Here is a 21,877-nt window from a genome sequence, read left to right on the forward strand (position 1 = left end):
GCGCCATCGCGCCGCGCGCGGTGTCCAGTTCGGGAGGATCGTCGGCCAGCAGGCGCTGTGCGGCCTGCGTGTTGGCCAGCACTGCGGTGAGCGGCTGATTGAGTTCGTGCGCCATGCCGGCGGCGAGTTCGCCCAGGGTGTTGAGGCGCGCAACCTGGCCCAGGCGCAGCAACGCCTCGGCGCGGCGGCGTGCGGTGCGCAGGCCTTGCACCTGGGCCACCAGGGCGAGCACGGCGGCCACCGCGGCGGTCCAGCCCGCCATGCGGACCCAGGGCAGTTGCGACCAGCCCAGTTGCCGTTCGGCCACGACCTCGAACGGCTGGCTCGCCGCGGCCAGGGGCTTGTGGAAGCTGAAACGCCAGCCTTGTCCGGCGTCGAGCGCGGCGGTGTCCCCGGCCTGCAGGTCCACGCGCTGTTCCCCCAGCGCGAGCGAGATCCGCACCGGGCTGTTGTCGGGTTGCATGGGCCATTCGGTCCAGGGCACCATGCCACGCACCGAGAGGGTCAACGCGTAGCTGGTGGGTTCGGCCGCCAATACCAGCCGGTAGCGGTCGGGGTCCCCATCGCTGGCCGCCGCGATCACGGCCCGACGGTCGCGCTGCGAGGTGGTTTCCGCAGCGGTCAGTGCGCCGTCGGGCCAGGCCTGGTCACGGTCGCGGCGCTGCACCGCGAGGATGTGTGGATAGAGTGCGGGCAGGCGCTGCTCGTTGGCTGTTGTGCCCGGCGCCGATGGGCCGGGTTGCAGCAGGGCCAGGGTGTCGAGGATGGCGTCGTGCTGGACCGCCTGCTGGCTCAGCAGCCGGTGAACGATGCGGGCGTCTGTTTCGAACAGAGCACGTTGCGTGTCGATGGACTGGCGCGCAATCAGCACCGCGCCGGCCGCTGCCAACAGCGTGCCGCCCAGCCACCACCACCGCCTACCACGCCACGATTCACCCATGCGGCAGATTCTGGCACGCGCACCGCCCCCGCAGCGGCGCAGCCCCGATCCGTGCCGACTTGGGCGCGGACCGCAAGGCGATTTACTCAAACAGCGGCTTCACGTTCCAGATCTGGTCGGCGTACTCGCGGATCGTTCGGTCCGACGAGAAGGTGCCCATGCCGGCCACGTTCATGATCGCGTGGCGCGTCCACTCGGTGGGGCGGCGGTAGAGCTCGTCCACCTTGCCCTGCGCCGCCAGGTAGTCGCCGTAGTCGGCCAGCAGCAGGTAGTAATCGGATTCGAGCAGCGTGCGCGTGATGTCGTGGAAACGGCCGGGCTCTTCCGGACTGAAGGCGCCTTCGGCGATGCGGTCGATGGCGGTCTTCAGGTCGTAGTTGTGGTCGTAGTAGCGGCGCGGGTTGTAGCCGCTGGCGCGCAAGGCGGCGACCTGCTCGGTGCGCAGGCCGAAGATGAAGATGTGGTCCAGGCCCACGTTCTCGGCGATCTCGATGTTGGCGCCGTCCCAGGTGCCGATGGTCAGCGCACCGTTGAGCGCGAACTTCATGTTGCCGGTACCCGAGGCTTCGGTGCCGGCGGTGGAGATCTGCTCGGACAGGTCGGCCGCCGGGATGATGACCTCGGCCAGCGACACGCGGTAGTTCGGCATGAACACCACCTTGAGCTTGTCGCCGATGCGCTTGTCGTTGTTGACCGTGCGCGCCACGTCGTTGATGAGCTTGATCACCAGCTTGGCCATGTAGTAGGCCGACGCGGCCTTGCCACCAAAGATCACCGTGCGTGGCACCCAGTTGGCGTTCGGGTGTGCGAGGATCTGCTGGTAGCGCGTGACCACGTGCAGCACGTTGAGCAGCTGGCGCTTGTATTCGTGCATGCGCTTGATCTGCACGTCGAACAGGCTCTCGGGGTTGACGATCACGCCGGTTTCCTGCGCGATGCGTTCGGCCAGGCGCTTCTTGTTCTGCGCCTTGGCGAGGCGGAAGGCGCTGTTGAACTCGGGGTCGGCCGCGAGTTCGCGCAGCGCGCTGAGCTCGTCGAGGTTGCGCCGCCAGGTGCTGCCGATGCGCGCGTCGATCAGCGCCGACAGCGGGCGGTTGGCCTGCGAGAGCCAGCGCCGCGGCGTGATGCCGTTGGTCTTGTTGCAGAAGCGTTCGGGCCAGATCTTGGCGAAGTCGGCAAAGATGGTCTCCACCATCAGGTTGCTGTGCAGTGCCGACACGCCGTTGACCTTGTGGCTGGCCAGCACCGAGAGCGACGCCATGCGCACGCGGCGCTGCCCGCGTTCGTCGATCAGCGAGACGCGGCGCAACAAGTCGTTGTCGTTGGGGAAACGGTCGTGCACCTCGGCCAGGAAACGCGCGTTGAGGTCGTAGATGATGCGCAGGTGGCGCGGCAGCAGGCGCCCCATCAGGTCCACCGGCCAGGTCTCCAGCGCTTCCTGCATCAGCGTGTGGTTGGTGTAGCTGAAGATGCGCTGGCACAGGTCCCACGCGGCGTCCCATTCGAGCCGGTGTTCATCCACCAGGATGCGCATGAGCTCGGGAACGGCCAGCGCCGGGTGCGTGTCGTTGAGGTGGATGGCCACCTTGTCGGCCAGCTGGTCGAAGCTGCCGTGGCTCTTGAGGTAGCGGCGAACGATGTCCTGCAGCGAGGCGCTGACGAAGAAGTATTCCTGGCGCAGTCGCAGTTCCTTGCCGTGTTCGGTGGAGTCGTCGGGGTAGAGCACGCGCGAGACGTTTTCCGACTCGTTCTTGGCCTCGACGGCGCGCATGTAGTCGCCCTTGTTGAAGGCGTCGAGGTTGATGCCGCTGGTGGCGCGCGCGGTCCACAGGCGCAGGGTCGACACGCTGCTGAGCTCGTGGCCGGGCACGCCGCTGTCGTAGGCGGTGGCGATCACGTCGTCGGTGTCGACCCAGCGCACGTGGTCACCTTCCTGCACCAGCCGGCCACCGAACTGCACCGGATAGCTGAACTCGGGCCGCATGAATTCCCAGGGGTTGCCGTTGACCAGCCAGTAGTCGGGCTCTTCGACCTGGCGGCCGTCGACGATGCGCTGCGCGAACATGCCGTAGTCGTAGCGGATGCCGTAGCCCATGCCGGGCAGGCCCACGGTGGCCATGGAATCGAGGAAACAGGCCGCGAGCCGGCCCAGGCCGCCGTTGCCGAGGCCGGCATCGGTTTCGAGGTCGATCAGCGCGTCGAAGTCGGCGCCGAGCTGGGTGCAGGCTTCCTTGGCGGCGTCGTAGATGCCGACCGCGAGCAGCGCGTTGGTCAGCGCACGGCCGGTCAGAAACTCCAGCGAGAGGTAATACACGCGCTTGGCGTCGCTGTCCTGCGCCGTGGCCAGGGTCTCGCGCCAGCGGTCCATGGTGCGGTCGCGCACGGCGTGGAACAGCGCGAACAGCCAGTCGCGCCGGGTGGCCGAGCGCAGGTCTTTGCCGACCGCGTAGACCAGCCGGTTGGCGATCGACTTGCGCAGCGCGTCGACGGTGTTGTCCAGGTGGTCGTATTCGAACGGCGCAGTGGCTGTGCCGTGGGTGGGTGTGAGCAGGGCGTTGGGCATGGCGGTGGTGTCGGCAGGTCGGGAGCGAGCGGAAGGTGTGGCGTTTCGGGTTCAAGCAGAACGCGTGCCATCGGTGGTGGGGGCCAGCGCGGTTTCGTAGACCCGCAGGTAGTCGCGGGCGGCGCGGGCCCAGTCGAAGCGCAGCGCCATGGCGTGGCGCTGCACGGCCAGCCAGTCGGCCGGACGGCGCTGCAGGGCAAAGGCGCGCCGCAGCGCGGACGACAGATCGGCCACGGTCAGCTCGTGGAACACGAAGCCGCTGGCGCTGCCGTCGTCCAGGTTTTCGAGGCTGCAGTCGGTCACGGTGTCGGCCAGGCCGCCCACGGCGCGCACCAGTGGCAGCGTGCCGTAGCGCAGGCCGTAGAGTTGGGTCAGGCCGCAGGGTTCGAAGCGCGAGGGCAGCAGGATCACGTCGGCGCCGGCGATGATGCCGTGCGCCAGCGCCTCGTCGTAGCCCACGCGCAGGGCCACCTGCCCCGGGTGGCGTTCTGCGCAGTTCTGCAGCGCGGCTTCGATGGCCGCATCGCCCGCGCCCAGCACGGCGAGCTGGCCACCGCGCTGCACCAACTCGTCCACCACGGCCGGCAGCAGGTGCAGGCCCTTCTGTTCGGTGAGGCGGCTGACGACGGCGAACAGCAGGGCGTCCGGCTGTTTCTCCAGCCCGAGGGTCTTTTGCAGCCGGGCCTTGGCTTTGGCTTTGCCGGCCAGGCGTGTGGCGCTGAAGCCGGGTTTGACCAGCGGGTCGGCATCCGGGTTCCAGACCGCGTCGTCCACGCCGTTGAGGATGCCGCTCAGCACCGCCTGACGCGCGCGCAGCACCCCGTCGAGTCCGCAACCCTGTTCGGGCCCGGTGATTTCACGGGCGTAGGTGGGGCTGACCGTGGTGATGGCATCGCTGTACAACAGGCCCGCTTTCATGAAGGACACGAGGCCGTGGAATTCCAGCCCGTCGAGGTGGAACAGCGCATCGGGCAGGCCCAGGGGACCGCGCAGGGCCGCGTCGAACACGCCCTGGTAGGCCAGGTTGTGGATGGTGAAGACCGTGGCGGGTCGGCGCTGCCCGGAAGGGGGCAGCTGGTGCAGGTAGGCGAAGGCCAGGCCGGTGTGCCAGTCGTGGCCGTGCACCACGTCGGGGCACCAGGTGGGGTCCAGACCGGTGCCGAGCAGGGCCGCAGCCCAGCCCAGCCAGGCGAACTGCTGCGCGCTGTCGGGCCAGGGCTGGCCGCTGGCGTCGAGGTAGGGGTTGCCGCCGCGGTCGAACAGGCCGGGCGCGTGCAGCAGCAGCACCGGCTGGCCATGTGCGCCCATGCGCCCGGCCCGCAGCCAGGGCTCGGGGCCGGCCGCGGTGTCGGCCCGAGGGCCCAGGTCCCAGGGCAGGCCGGGCGCACCGCCCGCGGGCACCGGCAGGGCGGGGCCTTCCGGCGTCACACCCGCCACGATGGACGGAAAGGCGGGCAGCAGCAGGCGCACGTCGGCACCCGCGGCCGCCAGGGCCGGCGGCAGACCCGCACTCACATCGGCCAGCCCGCCGGTCTTGAGCAGCGGGTAGACCTCGGAACAGACGTAAAGGACGCGCAGACTCATTTCAGGGCTTCAAGCATGTCGCGCGTGACCAGCACCACGCCGCTGTCGGTGCGGAAGAAACGGCGCGCGTCTTCAGCCGCATCGAAGCCGATCTGCATGCCGTCGGGGATGACGCAGCCGTTGTCGATCACCACCTTGCGCAACTGGCAGTGGCGGCCCACGTCCACCTCGGGCAGCAGCACGGATTCTTCGATCGTGGCGAAGGAGTGCAGCCGCACCTTGGAGAACAGCACCGAACGGCGCACCGAGGCGCCCGAAATGATGCAGCCGCCGGAGACCAGCGAGTCCACCGCCATGCCGCGGCGACCGTCGTCGTCGTCGAACACGAACTTGGCGGGGGCGAGCTGCTCCTGGTAGGTCCAGATCGGCCATTCGCGGTCGTACATGTCGAGTTCGGGCAGGGTGCCGGTGAGGTCGATGTTGGCGGCCCAGTAGGCGTCCACCGTGCCGACGTCGCGCCAGTAGGCGGGGGCTTCGGGTGAGCTCTTGACGCAGGACATGCCGAAGGGGTGGGCCACCGCATCGCCTGCGGCCACCATGGCCGGGATCAGGTCCTTGCCGAAATCGCGGCTGGAGCCGGGCGTGGCCGCGTCCTTTTCGAGGGCTTCAAAGAGGTGCTGCGCGTCGAACACATAGATGCCCATGCTGGCCAGCGCCACATCGGGCTTGCCCGGCATGGCGGGTGGGTCGGCCGGCTTTTCCAGAAAACCGATGATGCGCCGCTCGGTGTCGATGGCCATCACGCCAAAGGCGCTGGCCTCGGCACGCGGCACCTCGATGCAGCCGACGGTGCATTTTTTGCCCTGCGCCACGTGGTCGGCGATCAGGCCCGAGTAGTCCATCTTGTAGATGTGGTCGCCGGCGAGCACCAGGATGTACTCGGGCTTGTGGGCGCGCAGGATGTCCAGGTTCTGGTAGACCGCGTCGGCCGTGCCCAGGTACCAGCTTTCGTCGCCCATGCGCTGTTGCGCGGGCAGCAGATCGATGAATTCGTTGAACTCGTTGCGCAGGAAGCTCCAGCCGCGCTGCAGGTGGCGCAACAGGCTGTGCGACTTGTATTGCGTCACCACGCCGATGCGGCGCACGCCCGAGTTCAGGCAGTTGGAGAGTGCGAAGTCGATGATGCGGAACTTGCCGCCGAAGTACACCGCGGGCTTGGCGCGGCGGTCGGTCAGCGCGTGCAGGCGCGAACCTCGTCCGCCGGCGAGCACGAGGGCGATGGTGCGTTTGGCCAGTTGCTGGGGGTTGGGCTTTTCCATGCGTGTCTCCTGTCGTGTTGAAAGGCGGGGAATTCAGGGGTGGGGCCAGCGTCCGTGAGCTTTCGTCATGGCCGCCAGGCGTTCGGCGGGTTCGTGGTTCACCTGGCTCCAGTCGAAGCGCCACTCCCAGCAGCCGGTGGCCAGGCCAGGCGTGTTCATGCGGTGCCGGGTGTCCAGGCCCAGCACGTCCTGGAACGGCACCACCAGGGTGTTGGCGACCGACATCGACAAGGCGTTGATCAGGGTCCAGTTGGGCTCGGTGTCCACACAGTAGCCCAGATAAGCCCGCGCCGAGGTCTTTTCACCCGCCATCGCGCTGTTCCACCAGCCCACGGTGGTTTCGTTGTCGTGCGTGCCGGTGTAGGCCACGGTCTGGCGCTCCAGGTTGTGCGGCAGGTAGGGGTTGGCCGGGCCGCTGCCAAAGGCGAACTGCAGGATGCGCATGCCCGGGAAACCGCAGGCCTCGCGCAGCGCGGTCACTTCGGGCGTGATCAGTCCCAGGTCTTCGGCAATGATGGGCAGTTGGCCCAGCTCGTCTTCGATGGCCTTGAAGAATGCCAGCCCCGGGCCGGGCTGCCACTGACCGGCCACGGCGGTGGGTTCGCTGGCCGGGATTTCCCAATGCGCCTCGAAGCCGCGGAAGTGGTCCAGCCGCACCACGTCGACCTGCTGGAAAAGGTGGGCCAGCCGGTCTTTCCACCAGCGGTAACCGCGGTGCGCCATGGCTTCCCAGTTGTAGAGCGGGTTGCCCCAGCGCTGGCCGGTGGCGCTGAAATAGTCGGGCGGCACACCGGCCACCACGGCGGGTTCCATCTGCTCGTCGAGCAGGAACTGGTCGGCGTGGGCCCAGACGTCGGCGCTGTGGTGCGCGACGAAGATCGGCGCGTCGCCCACCATCTGCACACCGCGTTCGCGCGCGTAGCTGCGCAGGTTCTGCCACTGGACCCAGAAGCGCCACTGCACGAAGCGCCAGAAACCCAGCGCGTGCACCGACTGCTCGCGCACCGCGTCCAGCGCAGCGCTCTCGCGCCGCGCCAGCGGCTCCGGCCAGAGCGACCAGGGGCCGCCGTGGCGCTCGTCGAGCACCATGAACAGGGCGTAGTCGTCAAGCCAGTGGGCCTGTTCGGCGCAGAACGCGGCCAGGGCCTCGCGGCAGACATCGGTGGCGCGCTGGCTGAAGCCGTCCCAGGCCTTGCGCAGGCAGGCCATGCGGTAGGGCGCGACGCGCTCGAAATCGCAATGGTGGTGGTCAAAGCCCTTGCGCGCCATCCAGGGCAGCCAGCCCAGGTGCACGAGGTCGTCCAGGTCCACCATCAGCGGACTGCCGGCGAAGGCCGAGACGCTCTGGTAGGGCGAGTTGCCCGGGCCGGCCGGCGAGAGCGGCAGGATCTGCCAGATCGACTGGCCGGCCGAAGCGAGCCAGTCGACGAAGTGGCGCGCGGCAGGGCCCAGGTCGCCCGAGCCGTGGGGGCCGGGCAGGCTGGTGATGTGCAGCAGCACGCCGCTGGTGCGGCGCGTGAGCAGGTCGCTGGGGTGGTGGTTCATGGCGTGGTGCGGGTGTGGGGCATCAGCCTTGCAAACTCTGGACCAGCACACAAATCCGGGCCTCGGCACAGTGCAGCCGGCCGGTCACGGGCTCGCCTGCGGCTTCATTCAGCGCCACGAAGGCGCGGGCGCTGTCCAGCCGCAGCGACCAGGTGCCGGGTGGCAGTGCCAGCGTGGTGTGGCCGCGACCGGCGTGCCAGACCATCAGCAGGCGTTCGGCGGGTGGCTGGCCAGCCTCTCCCACGGTGATCACCGCGCCCAGGGTGCAATGCTGGCTGTTGTGCCAGGCCTCGGCGTGCATGGCCTGGCCGTCACCGTGCAGCCAGTGGATGTCGGCCGGGCCGCCTTTCACCGTGGGCTGGCCGCTGAACCAGCGCGCATGGCGCAAGCCCGGGTGCAGGCGGCGCAGCGCGGCGAGGCCGGCCACGAAGCCGGGCAGCTCGCCGTCGGCCTGCGGCCAATCGAGCCAGGTGATGGGGTTGTCCTGGCAGTAGCTGTTGTTGTTGCCTTGCTGGCTGTGGCCGAGTTCGTCGCCGGCCAGCAGCTGCGGCGTGCCCTGGGCGCAGAACAAAGTGGCCAGCAGGGCGCGGCGCCAGAGGCCGCGCCGGTGCTGCACCAGCGGGTCGTCGCTGGGGCCTTCCACGCCGGCGTTGGCGCTCAGGTTGTGGCTGTGGCCATCGCGGTTGTCTTCACCGTTGGCGGCGTTGTGTTTGTGCGCATAGGCGGTGAGGTCGGCCAGGGTGTAGCCGTCGTGCGCGGTCAGCAGGTTCACGCTGGCCGCGGGCAGCCGGCCCTGGTGGTTGAACAGGTCGCTGCTGGCGCAGACACGGCTGGCGAGTTCGCCGAGCGAGGCGTGGTGGCCGAGCCAGAAGGCGCGCACGCCGTCGCGGAAGCGGTCGTTCCACTCCAGCCAGCCGGGTGCGAAACCGCCGCAGTGGTAGCCGTTGGGGCCGATGTCCCAGGGCTCGGCGATCAGGCGCACGTGGCGCAGCACCGGGTCTTGCGCCATGGCATTGAGCAGGGGTGCGTGCGGATGGAAGGCGTGGTCGAGTGCGGCGACGCGACCCAGCGAAACAGCCAAGTCGAAGCGGAACCCGTCCACGCCATAGGCCTGGACCCACCAGCGCAGGCTGTCCATCACCCACTGCAGCACGCGCGGCTCGCTCACGTTGAGGCTGTTGCCGCAGCCGCTGAAGTTGTGCGGCAGGCCGTGTTCGCCCATGACGTACCAGGCGTTCTGGCCCAGGCCGCGCCAGCTGAGCGTGGGGCCGTCGAGGTCGCTCTCGGCGGTGTGGTTGAACACCACGTCGAGCACGACCTCGATGCCGGCGCGGTGCAGCGCGTCCACCATGAAGCGGAACTCGGCGCGCACGGCAGCGGCTTGCTCGGGGTTGGCCGGATCCGTGCCGCCGGTGGCGGCCGCGTAGCCGGGTTCGGGCGCAAAGGCGTTGAGCGTGTTGTAACCCCAGTGGTTGACCAGGCCGCGCGCCAGCAGGTGGCGCTCGCTGATGTGCTGGTGCACCGGCAGCAGGCAGACGGTGGTGATGCCCAGGCGCTGCAGGTGGGCGGTCACGGCCGGGTGGGCGAGGGCGGCGTAGCTGCCGCGCTGCGCCTCGGGCACTTCGGGGTGCAGCCGGGTCAGTGCCTTCACGTGGGCTTCGTAAATGAACACCCGCTCACCGGCGATCACCGGGCGCGGCGCGATGGCGTGGCCCGCCTCGAGTTCGGCCTGGGCATCCAGCACCACACATTTCGGCATGGCCGCGGCGTTGTCCTGCGGGGCCGGCCGGTGCTCTGCCCAGGGCTGGTCGGGTTTCAGCGGGTCGGCCACCGTGTGACCAGCCTGCAGCGCCAGCCGTTCGGTACCGCCCACCAGGGCCAGGGCCCAGGGGTCGAGCAGCAGGCGGGCCGGGTTGAAGCGGTGGCCCGCTTCCGGCGCCCAGGGGCCGTGCGCACGCAGGCCATACAGCTGGCCGGCGCTCAGGCCCGGCACGAAGGCCTGCCAGATGCCGTTGCCGACATGGGCCAGCACGATGCGCTGTGTCTCGGGGCCGGGGGCGCTGTCAAACAGGCACACCTCAAGGCCTTCGGCCTGCGGTGCCCAGACGGCAAACTGCACACCGCTTTGCCCGTTTTGCTCGTGCAGGTGCGCACCCAACGCCGGGGCGAGGTGAGCCGGGCTCATGTTCTCGTGGACTCAGGCTTCAGCCACAACACCGCCAGTGGCGGCAGCGTGAACGCCGCCGACCAGTGCTGGCCGTGCAGGGGCACGTCTTCGGCCAGCACGTTGCCGTGGTTGCCCACGTTGCTGCCGCCGTAGTGGGTCGAATCGGTGTTGAGCCGCTCTTGCCAGCGACCGGCGTGGGGCAGACCCACGCGGTAGCCGTGGCGCACCATGGGCGTGAGGTTGGCGATCACCACCACGGTGTCCTCCAGCTGCTGGCCATAGCGCGTGAAGGCGAGCACCGAGTGTTCGGCATCGTCCACCACCAGCCACTGGAAGCTGTGCGGGTCGGTGTCGCGCGCGTGCAGCGCCGGTTGTGCGCGGTAAGCCTGGTTGAGGTCGCCCACCAGGCGCTGCACGCCGGCGTGGGCCGGGTCGCCCAGCAGGTGCCAGGGCAGTTCGCTGTCGTGGTCCCACTCAGTCGGCTGGGCCAGTTCGGCGCCCATGAAGAGCAGCTTCTTGCCGGGGTGGGCGTACATCCAGGCGTAGAGGGCGCGCAGGTTGGCGAGCTGCTGCCAGCGGTCACCGGCCATCTTGCCCAGCAGCGAGCCCTTGCCGTGCACCACCTCGTCGTGCGAGAGCGGCAGGCAATAGTCTTCGCTCCAGGCGTACATCATCGCGAAGGTGAGCTTGTTGTGGTGCCAGCGGCGGTGCACCGGGTCCATCGAAAAATAGGCCAGGGTGTCGTGCATCCAGCCCATGTTCCATTTGTGGTCGAAGCCCAGGCCGCCCTCGGCCACGGCGCCGGTCACGCGCGGGAAGGCGGTGGATTCTTCGGCGATGGTGGTGGCCTGCGGCGCTTCGCGCTGCAGCACCTCGTGCACCTCGCGCAGGAAGGCGATGGCCTCGTAGTTCTCGCGTCCGCCGTCGCGGTTGGGAATCCACTCGCCGGCCGGGCGGCTGTAGTCGCGGTAGAGCATGGAGGCGACCGCGTCCACGCGCAGGCCGTCGATGCCGTACTGCTCGACCCAGAACAGCGCGTTGCCGACCAGGAAGTTGCGCACCTCGAAGCGGCCGAAGTTGTAGATGAGCGTGTTCCAGTCGCGGTGGAATCCCTCGCGCGGGTCGGCGTGCTCGTACAGCGCGGTGCCGTCGAAGCGCGCCAGCGCGTGTTCGTCGGCGGGGAAGTGGGCCGGCACCCAGTCCAGGATGATCTTCAGGCCGGCGGCGTGGGCCGCGTCCACGAAGCGGCGAAAGGCTTCGGGCGAGCCGTGGCGCGCGGTGGGCGAATACAGGCCGGTGGGCTGGTAGCCCCAGGAGGCGTAGAACGGGTGTTCGCTGACCGGCAGCAGTTCCAGGTGGGTGAAGCCCAGGCCGGCGGCGTAGGGCACGAGGTGGGTGGCGAGATCGTCCCAGGTCGGCAGGGTGTGTGGCCCCTCGGGGCGCTTCCACGAACCGGGGTGCACTTCATAGATGGCCATGGGCGTGGCGGGGCGGGTGTGGGTCGCGGCCGGCGCCGGTGCGGCCCGCAGCGGTTCGCACACGCGCGCGGCGTTGCCCGGGGGCAGCTCGGTTTCACGCGCGTAGGGGTCGGTCTTCATCACGTGCCGGCCGTCGGCGCCCTGCACATCGAACTTGTACCAGGCGCCCACGCCGGCACCGGGCACGAACAGCTCCCACACGCCGCACTCGGGGCGAAACCGCATGGGCTGGGGCTGCCAGCCGTTGAAGTCACCGGTCAGGCCCACGTGGCGCGCATGGGGCGCCCAGACCGCGAACGCCGTGCCCGCCACGCCGTCCATCTCGGTGGTGTGGGCGCCGAGCTTCTGCCAGGGCCGCAGGTGTTTGCCTTCGGCCAGCAGCCAGGCGTCGGTCTCGCCGATCCAGAAACTGGTGAGCGCGCCGGGAGGGGTGGGGGAGGTGGGTGGTGGGTTCATGGGAGGCACGCTGTTGGGGCATTCTGGCACCGAACGGGAACCCGCTGGTTACATCCTGAGGCCGTTGGGGTCTGCTCTTGGGAGGCTCGGAACGCCCGTGAGCCTCGGCGACAATGGGCGGATGATTCTGGACTCCCGATTTCTCACCCCCCGGCGCCTGCTCATGGCGTCCGTGGTGGTCGCACTCGTCACCATCACGCTCAAGACCCTGGCCTGGGTGGTCACCGATTCGGTGGGGCTGCTGTCGGATGCGATGGAGTCGCTGGTGAACCTGGCGAGCGCCATTTTCGGCCTCGTGATGGTGACCATCGCCGCCCGCCCGGCCGATGAAGAGCACCCTTATGGTCACCACAAGGCCGAGTATTTTTCGTCCGGCTTCGAGGGCATCCTGATCATTGTGGCGGCGCTGGGCATCGTCTGGACGGCGGTGCACCGATTGCTCGACCCGCAACCCATCGAGCAGGTGGGCTGGGGTCTGGCGCTGTCGGTGGCCAGTTCGGCGCTCAACGGGCTGCTGGCCTGGGTGATGTTCCGCGCGGCCAAACAGCACCGGTCCATCGCACTGGAAGCCGATGCCAAACACCTGATCACCGACGTCTGGACCTCGGCCGGCGTGGTGGTCGGCATCGCGCTGGTGCACTTCACCGGCTGGCTCTGGCTCGATCCGGTGGTCGCCATCGGCGTGGCGCTGAACATCCTGAAGGAGGGCTTTCATCTGATGTGGCGTTCGTCGCAGGGGCTGATGGACGAAGCGGTGGAGCCCGAGGTCATGGCCACCATTCAGCAGACGCTCGATGGTTTCGCGAGCCAGCGCGACGAAGCGTCCATCATCCGTTTCGACCATGTCAGTACCCGCAAGGCCGGCCAGCGCCGCTTTGTGGACATGCACATGCACATGCCCGCGAGCTGGTCGCTGGGGCGGTCTGCAGCCGTTCGCGCCAGCGTCGAACAAGCGCTGATGAGCGCCGTGCCCGGCTTGCGCGCGTCGATCCAGTTGTTGCCCAGCGATGTGGAAGCCCACTTCGACGACCCCAAGGATCTGATTTGATCGCCCTGTTGCAGCGCGTGAGCGAAGCCCGCGTGGTGATTGCGGGTGAAACCGTGGGCCAGATCGGCGCCGGCCTGCTGGTGCTGGTGTGCGCCGAACCGGACGACACCGAGGCCGTGGGCCAGAAGCTGCTGGCCAAGATCCTGAAGCTGCGCATCTTCAGCGACGAAGCCGGCAAGATGAACCGCAGCGTGCAGGACGTGGGCGGTGGCCTGCTGGTCGTGAGCCAGTTCACCCTGGCGGCCGACACGAAGAGTGGCAACCGGCCCGGTTTCTCCGCTGCCGCGCCGCCGGGTCTGGGCGAAGCGCTGTACGACCGCTTTGTCGAAGCGGCTCGGGCGCAGCACCCGGTGGTGCAGACCGGGCGCTTTGGCGCCGACATGCAGGTGCACCTGGTCAACGACGGCCCGGTGACCATTCCCTTGAACATGAGCTGAGTGGCATGGCCCTGATTTTTCATTCTTCCGCGAACCCCGTCGCTGCCGGTCACGTGCTGGGCGAGAGCCTGGTGGGGGAGCCCTGGAACGGCGCAACGCCGGCCTGGCCGCTGCAGCCGCTGCGCGCGCCCCTGCTGGGCGCGGGCAGCACACCGTGGCACGAGGCCTGGCTGGTGGACAGTCCGCCGCTGGCGGGCGAGAGCGAGGGCATCCGCTGGCGGCGCCAGGGCGATCAGCTGTTTGGCGTGATCGAGATCGACGAGGGCCCGGACGTCGGGCTGCAGGCCGCCAGCGAAGCCGCGTATGCCCGCCTCTTTCGCCTGCTCGATGCCCAGGGCCTGCCGCACCTGTGGCGGCTCTGGAACTACATGGCCGACATCAACCAGGACCAACAGGGCCTGGAGCGTTACCGGCAGTTCAACCTGGGCCGCGCCCAGGCGTTCGAGGGCGCGTCGCGCTGCGTGGTGGGCCGGGTGCCGGCGGCCTGTGCACTGGGGGTGCGCTCCGGCCCGCTGTCGGTCGCTTTTCTGGCCGGGTCCACGCCGGCCGTGCCGGTGGAGAACCCGCGCCAGGTCAGCGCCTTTCTGTATCCCGGCGAGTACGGACCGCGCAGCCCGACTTTTTCACGCGCCGCCCTGGTCTATCCGCCGGGACAGGAACTGCTGTTCATTTCCGGCACGGCGAGCATCGTCGGGCACCAGAGCGTGCACCTGGGCGACGTGGCCGCACAGACCCGCGAGAGCCTGGACAACATCGAGGCCGTGCTGGCCGAGGCGCAGCGCCTCAGTCCCCGGGGGGCCTTTGCGCTCGCCGATCTGAGCTACCGGGTCTACATCCGCCACGCGGCCGACCTGGGCGCGGTGAGGGCCGAGATGGCCGGGCGCGTGGCCAGCGCTGAAACCCTGTACCTGCAGGCCGACGTCTGCCGCAGCGAGTTGCTGGTGGAGATCGAGGCCCAGGGGCTGCGCGTGGTTCAGGCCGCGTAAGGGTTCGGCTGCCCCAGCCCGGCCAGGATCGCCGTCTCGCGCGCCTCCATCGCTTCGGCGTCGGCCTCGCTGGTCTCGTGGTCCCAGCCCTGCGCGTGCAGGGTGCCGTGCACCAGCAGGTGGGCGTAGTGTTCGGCCAGCGGTTTCTTCAGCTCGGCGGCCTCGCGTGCCACGACCGGCGCGCAGAGCACCAGATCGGCCATCACCAGGGGGTCGGTTGCGTAGTCGAAGGTCAGCACGTTGGTGGCGTAGTCCTTGCCGCGGTAGTCGCGGTTCAGGGCCTGGCCTTCTTCGGCATCCACGATGCGCACGGTGATTTCCGCGTCGGTCTCCAGCGCGTGGCGGATACAGCGGGCGACGGTGTGGCGCGGCAGCGCGGCGCGGTGGAGGGCGGCATCGGCCAGCGCGCCGAACTGCAGGGAGAGACTCAATGAGGGCAGGGTCATGGTGTGATCAGGTGGCTTTGCGGCGCACGCGTTTGGGCAGCGGCGGCAGCCGATCGTCGGCCTCGCTGCTGCGCGCGTCGTAGGCGTCCACGATGCGCGCCACCAGCGGGTGCCGCACCACGTCGGCGCTGCTCAGGCGCGTGATGGCGATGCCCTGCACGCGCTTGAGCACGCGCTCGGCGTCGATCAGGCCACTGAGCTCGGTGCGCGGCAGGTCGATCTGGCTCACGTCGCCGGTGACCACGGCCTTGCTGCCGAAACCGATGCGGGTGAGGAACATCTTCATCTGCTCGACGGTGGTGTTCTGCGCCTCGTCCAGGATCACGAAAGCGTGGTTGAGCGTGCGCCCGCGCATGAAGGCCAGCGGCGCGATCTCGATCTGCTGGCGTTCGAAGGCCTTCTGCACCTTGTCGAAGCCCATCAGGTCGTGCAGCGCGTCGTACAGCGGGCGCAGGTACGGGTCCACCTTCTGGCCCAGATCGCCGGGCAGGAAGCCGAGTTTTTCGCCCGCTTCCACCGCCGGGCGGGTGAGCACGATGCGCTGTACCGCGCTGCGCTCCAGCGCGTCCACGGCGCAGGCCACGGCGAGGTAGGTCTTGCCGGTGCCGGCCGGGCCGATGCCGAAGGTGATGTCGTGCGTGGCCATGTTTTCCAGGTAGCGCGTCTGGGCCGGCGTGCGCCCGCGCACCTCGCCGCGCCGCGTCTGCATCGCCAGCGCGCCGTCGCCCGGCTCGGCCAGCGCCGTGTCGCCGCTCAGCATCAGCTGCACGGTTTCGGCCGGGATCGGCTTCTTCGCCATCTCGTACAGCGCCTGCAGGGTCTCCAGCGCCTGGTTGGCCTTGGCCTTGGGGCCTTCGATGCGGAACTGCTCGAAGCGGTGCGCCACCTTGACCTGCAGGCCCGCCTCGATGCTGCGGATGTGGCTGTCCATGGGCCCGCAGAGGTGACCCATGCGCAGGTTGTCGGGCGGGGAGAAGGTGTGGCGGAGGATCAAACCGATAATCCAGAATAATGTGAGCCCCCTGACCTGGCTGCGCCAGGCCCCCCGAGGGGGGCGGTCGTTCTTGGGGCGGCCCGGCGAACGACCATCTGTGAAAGAAACCCCAATGATAGGCAAATTGACCGGCACGCTGCTGGAGAAAAATCCGCCCCAGATCCTGATCGACTGCCACGGCGTCGGCTACGAGGTGGACGTGCCGATGAGCACCTTCTACAACCTGCCCTCGCTGGGCGAAAAAGTGGCGCTGCTCACGCACTTCGTGGTGCGCGAAGACGCACAACTGCTCTACGGCTTTGGCAGCGCTGCGGAGCGCGAGGCGTTCCGCCAGCTGGTCAAGATCAGCGGCATCGGCCCGCGCACGGCGCTTTCGGTGCTCTCGGGCCTCTCGGTGGCCGAACTGGCGCAGGCCGTGACCGCCCAGGAAGCCGGCCGCATCGTCAAGGTGCCGGGCATCGGCAAGAAGACCGCCGAGCGCCTGCTGCTCGAACTCAAGGGCAAGCTCGGCGCCGACCTCAACCTGCCCGGTGCCGGCCTGGCGCGCAGCGACGCGCAGAGCGACATCCAGCAGGCGCTGATGGCGCTGGGCTACAACGAGAAGGACGCGGCGGCCGCGCTGAAAGCCCTGCCGGCGGATGTGGGGGTGAGCGAAGGCATCAAGCTGGCGCTGAAGGCGCTGGCGAAGTGAGGGACGGTTTCATACCCCCGGTGCAACAGGCGGGATAAAAAAACCACCACGATGCCCGGTGGGCCGTCGGCGCAATTCGTTGGTTTGTTCGGCCTCGCCTTAAGGTTGTTTAAGCTTGAATCAGTAGACTGGATTCATGCCCAACTGCGCGTTTCACTGCAGACTGTCTTTGGTGGTTTGCGCCAAGAATGAACAGGCCAATACCGATTCGTTGGCGCTGTTGGGCGAGAACGAAACGGAACCTCATGAACCAGTTCTGGGATTCTGAGGCGTCCGGCCGGCGTCTGCTGTGGCTGAGCTGGCTGGTGCTGGCGGTCCTCGCTGCCGTGGTCCTGTTGACGAGGACCCTGACCCCGATTGATGAGACGCGCTACGTGGGTGCGGCGTGGGAGATGTGGCTGCGCGGCGATTTCCTGGTGCCGTTCAAGAATGGCGAGCCTTACAGCCACAAACCCCCGTTCTTCTTCTGGATGTTCCACGTCGGCTGGGCGTTGTTTGGCATCAACGAATGGTGGCCACGCCTGGTGGCTCCCCTGTTCTCGGCCGGGGCATCGGGTCTGGTGTTCCTGCTGGCGCGCCGGCTGTGGCCACAGCAGCCCGCCACAGCCGGCTTGTCTGCACTGATGCTGACCACCAGCTTGTGGTGGATGCTGTTCTCCACCACCACCATGTTCGATGTGCTGCTGGCGTTCTGGGTGCTGGTGGGCATGCACGGCGTGCTGGCGGCGGCCGATGGCCGGCGCTGGGGCTTTGCCGGGCTGGGGGTGGCGATCGGGATGGGGGCGCTGACCAAGGGGCCGGTGATCCTGCTGCACCTCTTGCCCATCACGCTGTTGGCGCCGTGGTGGAACCCCGGTCTGACCCGGCGGCGCTGGTTCGGTGGTGTGGTGCTGGCGCTGCTGTTGGGTGCGGTCATCGCACTGGCTTGGGCCATTCCGGCGGGCCTGTCGGGCGGGAAGGCCTACCGCAACGCCATTTTCTGGGGCCAGACCGCCAACCGCATGGTCGCGTCTTTCGCGCACAAGCAGCCCATTTGGTGGTACCTGCCGATGTTGCCGCTGCTGCTGTTCCCCTGGTTCGTCTGGCCCGACCTGTGGCGCGCGCTGGCCGGCCTGAAGCGCGAAGGGCTGGACCGCGGCGCACGTTTTTGTCTGGCCTGGCTGCTGCCGGTGCTCATCGCCTTTTCCCTCGTCAGTGGCAAGCAGCAGCATTACCTGATTCCGCTGTTTCCGGCGTTCGCCATGCTGGCCGCGCGGGGTCTGGTCGCGCGACCGGCGCGCCGGGTGGTGCTGCCTGTGCTGTTGGTCGCGCTCCTGGGCGTGCTGCTGGCGCTGGCCGGCGCTGGCGTTTTCAGGGCACGGTTGGACGGGTTGGCGGCTCTGCCGCTGGTCTGGCCGGGGGTACTGATCTGCGTGGCTGCGCTGGTCGCCTGGCAGGCGGTGCGGCGCGGATGTCAGCCATCCGTTGCGCTCGCGCTCCTGAGCGCCCTTGCGCTTTCCCTCACGCTGATCTCGGCACAGCCCGCCATCGAACCGCTGTACGACATCAAGCCCATGGCGCAGGCGATTCGCAAGGTCCAGCAACAGGGCGCGACGGTGGTGAATCTGCAGGGCTACCACGCGCAATACCAGTTCCTGGGGCGTCTGGAGGCGCCCCTGGTCGAGCTGGGTGACGACCCGGCGCAGCAGCTGGCCTGGCTGAAGGGGCATCCCGATGCGTACGTGGTCGTGTATTTCCGCGACGCGCATGTCCTGAACACGATTCCAGCGCTGCACCAGCAGATCTACCGGGGCGGTGCCGTTGCTTTGGTGTCGGCGCAAGAGGCGGCCACACTGCTCGGCGCCGAGGGTGGGCAGCGGCATGCAATGATGCGCTGAGGCCGCTGGTGAAGCAGGCCCGCACAGCAGCAGCGGTCCCGGTCGGCGGCAAGGCGAGGGACGCTTTGGGGGGAACAACTTTACTGAGCGTCCCGCACCACCCGCCCGTTGAGCGCCTGTACCGGCCGGGCGTTCATCGGGAACAGCCGGGCGAACAGCTTCAATTGATCGCGGCTCACGGTCACGGGTTGCTTGAGCACCATCCACAACACACCTTCGGTGCAGGGCGGTGTGGTGAGTGAACCCATGAACTGGTAGTAGCGCTGGTCCTGCGGCAGCAGGTCTTTCATGTCGATCAGACCGGCGGGCAGGGGCACGCGGTCGCCGGTGTCCAGCGGCATGTGGGTCCAGACCTTGTGCACCAGATCGTTGGCGGCGCCCGGGTCGATCAGCACCGCCACCACGGCGACCCGGCCCTGGTCGTTCTGGTGCACCAGGTGCGCGACCATGGCAAAACCCTTGTGGTTCACCTTCTCCTCCGCCGGGTGGTGGAAGTGGAACTGCAGCAGCCGGTAGGTGGAGCCGCGCACGGTCAGCGTGTTGCCACCATCCAGGTCGACCTGGATGGTGTGGCCGTTGTTGATCACGCTGCCGCCGCTGGGCTGGTGGTTGAAGAGCAGCGGTTCGGCGGGACCTTGCAGGGTGCCGGCCTCGTCGATGTGCACCGGTGACTGGCGCTGGCCCGTGGCGCAGGCGCCGAATTCGGGCTTCATCTCGGCCCAGTGTTCGGGGCCTTGTGGGCCCGCGTAGCTCCAGTGGACCTCGTGTCCGCCGGCGGCCGGTGCATGGCCCGATGGCGCTGGCGCCTTGTGCGGGCGGGGCTTGCGGGGCTGGGCATGGGCCGTTGCGCTGTCTGCCGCAGCGGCGTGTGGCGGCGGACCCGCTGATTCACCGACGATGACGTGCACCTTGTTGGGACCCTGCCGGCTTTCGATGGCCGCCTTGATCCGGTCGATCACCGCCTGGGGGTTGCCGGATGCCGGCGGTGCGGCGTGGGCCGGCACCACCGGTGGGGTGCTGGCGGGGGCGTGCGACGGGGCCGGGTCGGCGGCGAACACGCTTGCAGCGCCGCAGGCGCAGAGGGCGGCGAGCAGGGCGCGCAAGGCGGTGGCGGGTGCGGGACGGTGGGGCATGGCAGGGTGGACCGGGGTGACCGGGCCGCAGGCGTTGGGAGCGTTCCCCGCTGTATCGGCCGCGCCGCGGCTTGACTTGAGCCAGCCGGGCTGGCCTGTATAGTCAATGGCCGTTGCCCCGCCACCCCATCGCCGCCCCGCCGTGACCATCCAGACCGACGATTTCGCTCCCACGCCGCGCGTGGTCTCCGCCGCCCCGGCTTCGCCGAAGGAAGAGGCGATCGAGCGCGCGCTGCGGCCCAAGCTGCTGGACGAATACGTGGGCCAGCAGAAGGTGCGTGAGCAACTGGAAATCTTCATCGGCGCGGCCAAAAAACGCAACGAGGCGCTGGACCACGTGCTGCTGTTCGGCCCGCCGGGGTTGGGCAAGACGACGCTCAGCCACATCATCGCGCAGGAGCTGGGCGTGAACCTGCGCCAGACCAGCGGGCCGGTGCTGGAAAAACCCAAGGACCTGGCGGCGCTGCTGACCAACCTCGAGGCCAACGACGTGCTGTTCATCGACGAGATCCACCGGCTCAGCCCGGTCGTCGAGGAAATCCTCTACCCCGCGCTGGAGGACTACCAGATCGACATCATGATCGGCGAGGGTCCGGCGGCGCGCAGCATCAAACTGGACCTGCAACCGTTCACGCTCGTCGGCGCCACCACGCGCGCCGGCATGCTGACCAACCCGCTGCGCGACCGCTTCGGCATCGTGGCGCGGCTGGAGTTCTACACCGCCGAGGAGCTGGGGCGCATCGTCAAGCGCAGCGCGGGCCTGCTGAACGCACCGATGGATCCCGAGGGTGGCTTCGAGATCGCGCGCCGTTCGCGCGGCACGCCGCGCATTGCCAACCGGCTGCTGCGCCGCGTGCGCGACTACGCCGAGGTCAAGGGCCGCGGCACCATCACGTTGGACATGGCCAACCGCGCGCTGGCCATGCTCGACGTCGATCCGCAAGGCTTCGACCTGATGGACCGCAAGCTGCTCGAAGCCGTGATCCACCGCTTCGACGGCGGGCCGGTGGGGCTGGACAACATCGCCGCCAGCATCGGCGAAGAGCGCGACACCATCGAAGACGTGATCGAGCCCTACCTGATCCAGCAGGGGTTTCTGCAGCGCACGCCGCGCGGGCGCATCGCCACGCTGGCGGCCTACCGGCACCTGGGTGTGGCGCCGCCGCAGTCGGGCGATCACCTGTTCCCGGACGCGAGCTGACGTGCCAGCCGGGGTGGACCACGCCAACGGGATGCCGTCCGGCACCGAAGCGTTGTTGCGTGCCGCGCTGGGCCCGTCTGCAGCCCGTGTCTACCTGCCCATCCTGGCGCGATTCGAAGAACGGGGGCGCTCGGGGCTGGTCTGGAGCCCGCGCGCGGCGCTGGGCAACCTGGCCTGGCTGGTGTACTGGCGCCTGTGGGACGCCGTGCTGGTCCAGTCCATCCTGACGGTCGCCGGGGCGGGTGCGCTGGGCTGGTTGTGGGCGCGCGCGGACGGTGTGCCGATGGGCGTGCGTTTCGGGATGGCGGTGGCGGTCGCTGTGCTGTGGTGCGCCGTGCCCGGGCTGTGGGGTGTGGCCTGGCTGCACGGCGGCTTGCGCCAGCGCACGGTGGCCGCCGTGGAGGATGCCGACACCTTCAAAGAGGCCCTGGAACACCTGGAGCGTTCGGTGTTTGTGTGGCGTCCGCGGGGGTATGTGTTGTCGGCGCTGGCGGCGCTCTCGGTGGTGCTGCTGGTCTGGGGGGCCGGACAGCTGTTGCGCGGGACGGCGGAGCCCGACGAGCCAGCCAGCGCAGCCTTGCTTCGGTCGACACCGCCGCCGTCCATCAGCCCGGTCGCCATGCCCGCGCCAGCGCCAGCGCCCGAGCAGACCGCCGCGTCGCCGGTGGTGGACAAGCTGGTGCCCGTGATCGAAAGCCCTGCGGTCGAGCCGGCTGCGGAGCGGGTTCTGCCCGATCCCGATCTGTCGGGCGTTCGCCCCCGGGTCCGGGGTTTCGGGGTCAACGTCGGCTTGTTTTCCGTGGCGGCCAACGCCGAACGGGCGAAGGAACGGCTGTCCGGAGCGGGCCTGCCGGTGCTGGACGACCCGGTCGAGTCGGCGCGGGGGCCGCTCACCCGCGTGCGGGTGGGGCCGTTCGACCGTCGCGAAGATGCCGAGGCGGCTGCGCAGAAGGTGCGGGCGCTGGGCCTGGAGGCCCGGGTCTACGCGCCTTGAATAGACGCACCCCCGCAGCGCTTCGCGCGACCCCCTCCAGAGGGCGGCACTGGCCGTCCGGCAAAGCCGGCCCGGCGG

General features: G+C 69.0%; 17 protein-coding genes. 7 read left to right on the forward strand and 10 right to left on the reverse strand.

The features are described 5' to 3' along the window. The 7 genes from F3K02_RS27665 to glgB all read right to left on the reverse strand — a co-directional run. The coding region (locus F3K02_RS27665) for a histidine kinase dimerization/phospho-acceptor domain-containing protein (RefSeq protein WP_281362847.1) at window positions 1-940 on the reverse strand (940 nt) is incomplete at its 3' end. 82 nt (window positions 941-1,022) lie between these two features. After that, window positions 1,023-3,503 (reverse strand): glycogen/starch/alpha-glucan phosphorylase, encoded by a 2,481-nt coding sequence (locus F3K02_RS20475; RefSeq protein ID WP_177137452.1) that lies wholly within the window; start codon window positions 3,501-3,503, stop codon window positions 1,023-1,025. Between the two features lie 51 nt (window positions 3,504-3,554). Continuing rightward, window positions 3,555-5,081, reverse strand: coding sequence for a glycogen synthase GlgA (glgA, locus tag F3K02_RS20480; protein ID WP_177137567.1), 1,527 nt, complete (start codon window positions 5,079-5,081; stop codon window positions 3,555-3,557). A 2-nt stretch (window positions 5,082-5,083) separates the two neighbouring features. Next, window positions 5,084-6,346, reverse strand: a complete 1,263-nt coding sequence (gene glgC / locus F3K02_RS20485) for a glucose-1-phosphate adenylyltransferase (protein WP_177137453.1) — start codon at window positions 6,344-6,346, stop codon at window positions 5,084-5,086. 33 nt (window positions 6,347-6,379) lie between these two features. Next, window positions 6,380-7,891: a 4-alpha-glucanotransferase gene (gene malQ / locus F3K02_RS20490; protein WP_246309609.1), complete on the reverse strand. Its 1,512-nt coding sequence runs from the start codon at window positions 7,889-7,891 to the stop codon at window positions 6,380-6,382. A 22-nt stretch (window positions 7,892-7,913) separates the two neighbouring features. Next, window positions 7,914-10,076 (reverse strand): glycogen debranching protein GlgX, encoded by a 2,163-nt coding sequence (gene glgX, locus F3K02_RS20495; protein WP_177137454.1) that lies wholly within the window; start codon window positions 10,074-10,076, stop codon window positions 7,914-7,916. Then, window positions 10,073-11,992 carry a 1,4-alpha-glucan branching protein GlgB gene (glgB, locus tag F3K02_RS20500; protein ID WP_177137455.1) on the reverse strand — a complete coding sequence of 640 codons (1,920 nt, stop codon included), beginning with the start codon at window positions 11,990-11,992 and terminating at the stop codon, window positions 10,073-10,075. The genes glgX and glgB overlap by 4 nt, the downstream gene beginning before the upstream one ends. A 121-nt stretch (window positions 11,993-12,113) precedes the next feature. Between glgB and F3K02_RS20505 the strand changes: the two genes are divergently transcribed. Genes F3K02_RS20505 through F3K02_RS20515 form a run of 3 tightly spaced genes read left to right on the forward strand, consistent with a single transcriptional unit; the run spans window position 12,114 to window position 14,463 of the window. Beyond that, on the forward strand, window positions 12,114-13,040 hold the full coding sequence (locus F3K02_RS20505; RefSeq protein WP_177137456.1) for a cation diffusion facilitator family transporter: 927 nt from the start codon (window positions 12,114-12,116) through the stop codon (window positions 13,038-13,040). Continuing rightward, window positions 13,037-13,477 (forward strand): D-aminoacyl-tRNA deacylase, encoded by a 441-nt coding sequence (dtd, locus tag F3K02_RS20510; protein WP_177137457.1) that lies wholly within the window; start codon window positions 13,037-13,039, stop codon window positions 13,475-13,477. Before F3K02_RS20505 ends, dtd begins: the two co-directional genes overlap by 4 nt. 5 nt (window positions 13,478-13,482) lie before the next feature. Then, on the forward strand, window positions 13,483-14,463 hold the full coding sequence (locus F3K02_RS20515; protein WP_177137458.1) for a chorismate transformation FkbO/Hyg5 family protein: 981 nt from the start codon (window positions 13,483-13,485) through the stop codon (window positions 14,461-14,463). Here F3K02_RS20515 and ybeY read toward each other — a convergent pair. Then, entirely contained in the window at window positions 14,451-14,909 is a 459-nt protein-coding gene (gene ybeY, locus F3K02_RS20520) for an rRNA maturation RNase YbeY (RefSeq protein WP_177137459.1), read from the reverse strand. The two genes, F3K02_RS20515 and ybeY, sit on opposite strands and share 13 nt — an antisense overlap. A gap of 7 nt (window positions 14,910-14,916) precedes the next feature. Continuing rightward, window positions 14,917-15,903 (reverse strand): PhoH family protein, encoded by a 987-nt coding sequence (locus F3K02_RS20525; protein ID WP_177137460.1) that lies wholly within the window; start codon window positions 15,901-15,903, stop codon window positions 14,917-14,919. 112 nt (window positions 15,904-16,015) lie between these two features. On the opposite strand from F3K02_RS20525, the gene ruvA reads away from it, so the two are divergent. Both ruvA and F3K02_RS20535 read left to right on the forward strand, forming a co-directional pair. Then, a complete protein-coding gene (gene ruvA / locus F3K02_RS20530) occupies window positions 16,016-16,594 on the forward strand; it encodes a Holliday junction branch migration protein RuvA (RefSeq protein WP_177137461.1) in 579 nt (192 codons plus the stop codon). A 245-nt stretch (window positions 16,595-16,839) separates the two neighbouring features. Beyond that, window positions 16,840-18,471 (forward strand): ArnT family glycosyltransferase, encoded by a 1,632-nt coding sequence (locus F3K02_RS20535; RefSeq protein ID WP_177137462.1) that lies wholly within the window; start codon window positions 16,840-16,842, stop codon window positions 18,469-18,471. Window positions 18,472-18,551: 80 nt separating this feature from the next. On the opposite strand, the gene F3K02_RS20540 is transcribed toward F3K02_RS20535, so the two are convergent. After that, complete coding sequence (locus tag F3K02_RS20540) at window positions 18,552-19,604, reverse strand: carbonic anhydrase (RefSeq protein WP_177137463.1); 1,053 nt, start codon at window positions 19,602-19,604, stop codon at window positions 18,552-18,554. Window positions 19,605-19,746: 142 nt separating this feature from the next. Here F3K02_RS20540 and ruvB point away from each other — a divergent pair, with 142 nt between their 5' ends. Both ruvB and F3K02_RS27910 read left to right on the forward strand, forming a co-directional pair. Continuing rightward, the gene (ruvB, locus tag F3K02_RS20545) at window positions 19,747-20,805 is read left to right on the forward strand and encodes a Holliday junction branch migration DNA helicase RuvB (RefSeq protein WP_177137464.1); all 1,059 of its coding nucleotides are present in this window, start codon (window positions 19,747-19,749) and stop codon (window positions 20,803-20,805) included. Between the two features lies 1 nt (window position 20,806). Continuing rightward, window positions 20,807-21,799 carry an SPOR domain-containing protein gene (locus F3K02_RS27910; RefSeq protein WP_218179500.1) on the forward strand — a complete coding sequence of 331 codons (993 nt, stop codon included), beginning with the start codon at window positions 20,807-20,809 and terminating at the stop codon, window positions 21,797-21,799. Window positions 21,800-21,877 lie beyond the last annotated feature (78 nt).

It is taken from the genome of Hydrogenophaga aromaticivorans, from assembly GCF_013387465.1.
GTDB classification, from domain to species: domain Bacteria; phylum Pseudomonadota; class Gammaproteobacteria; order Burkholderiales; family Burkholderiaceae_C; genus Hydrogenophaga; species Hydrogenophaga aromaticivorans.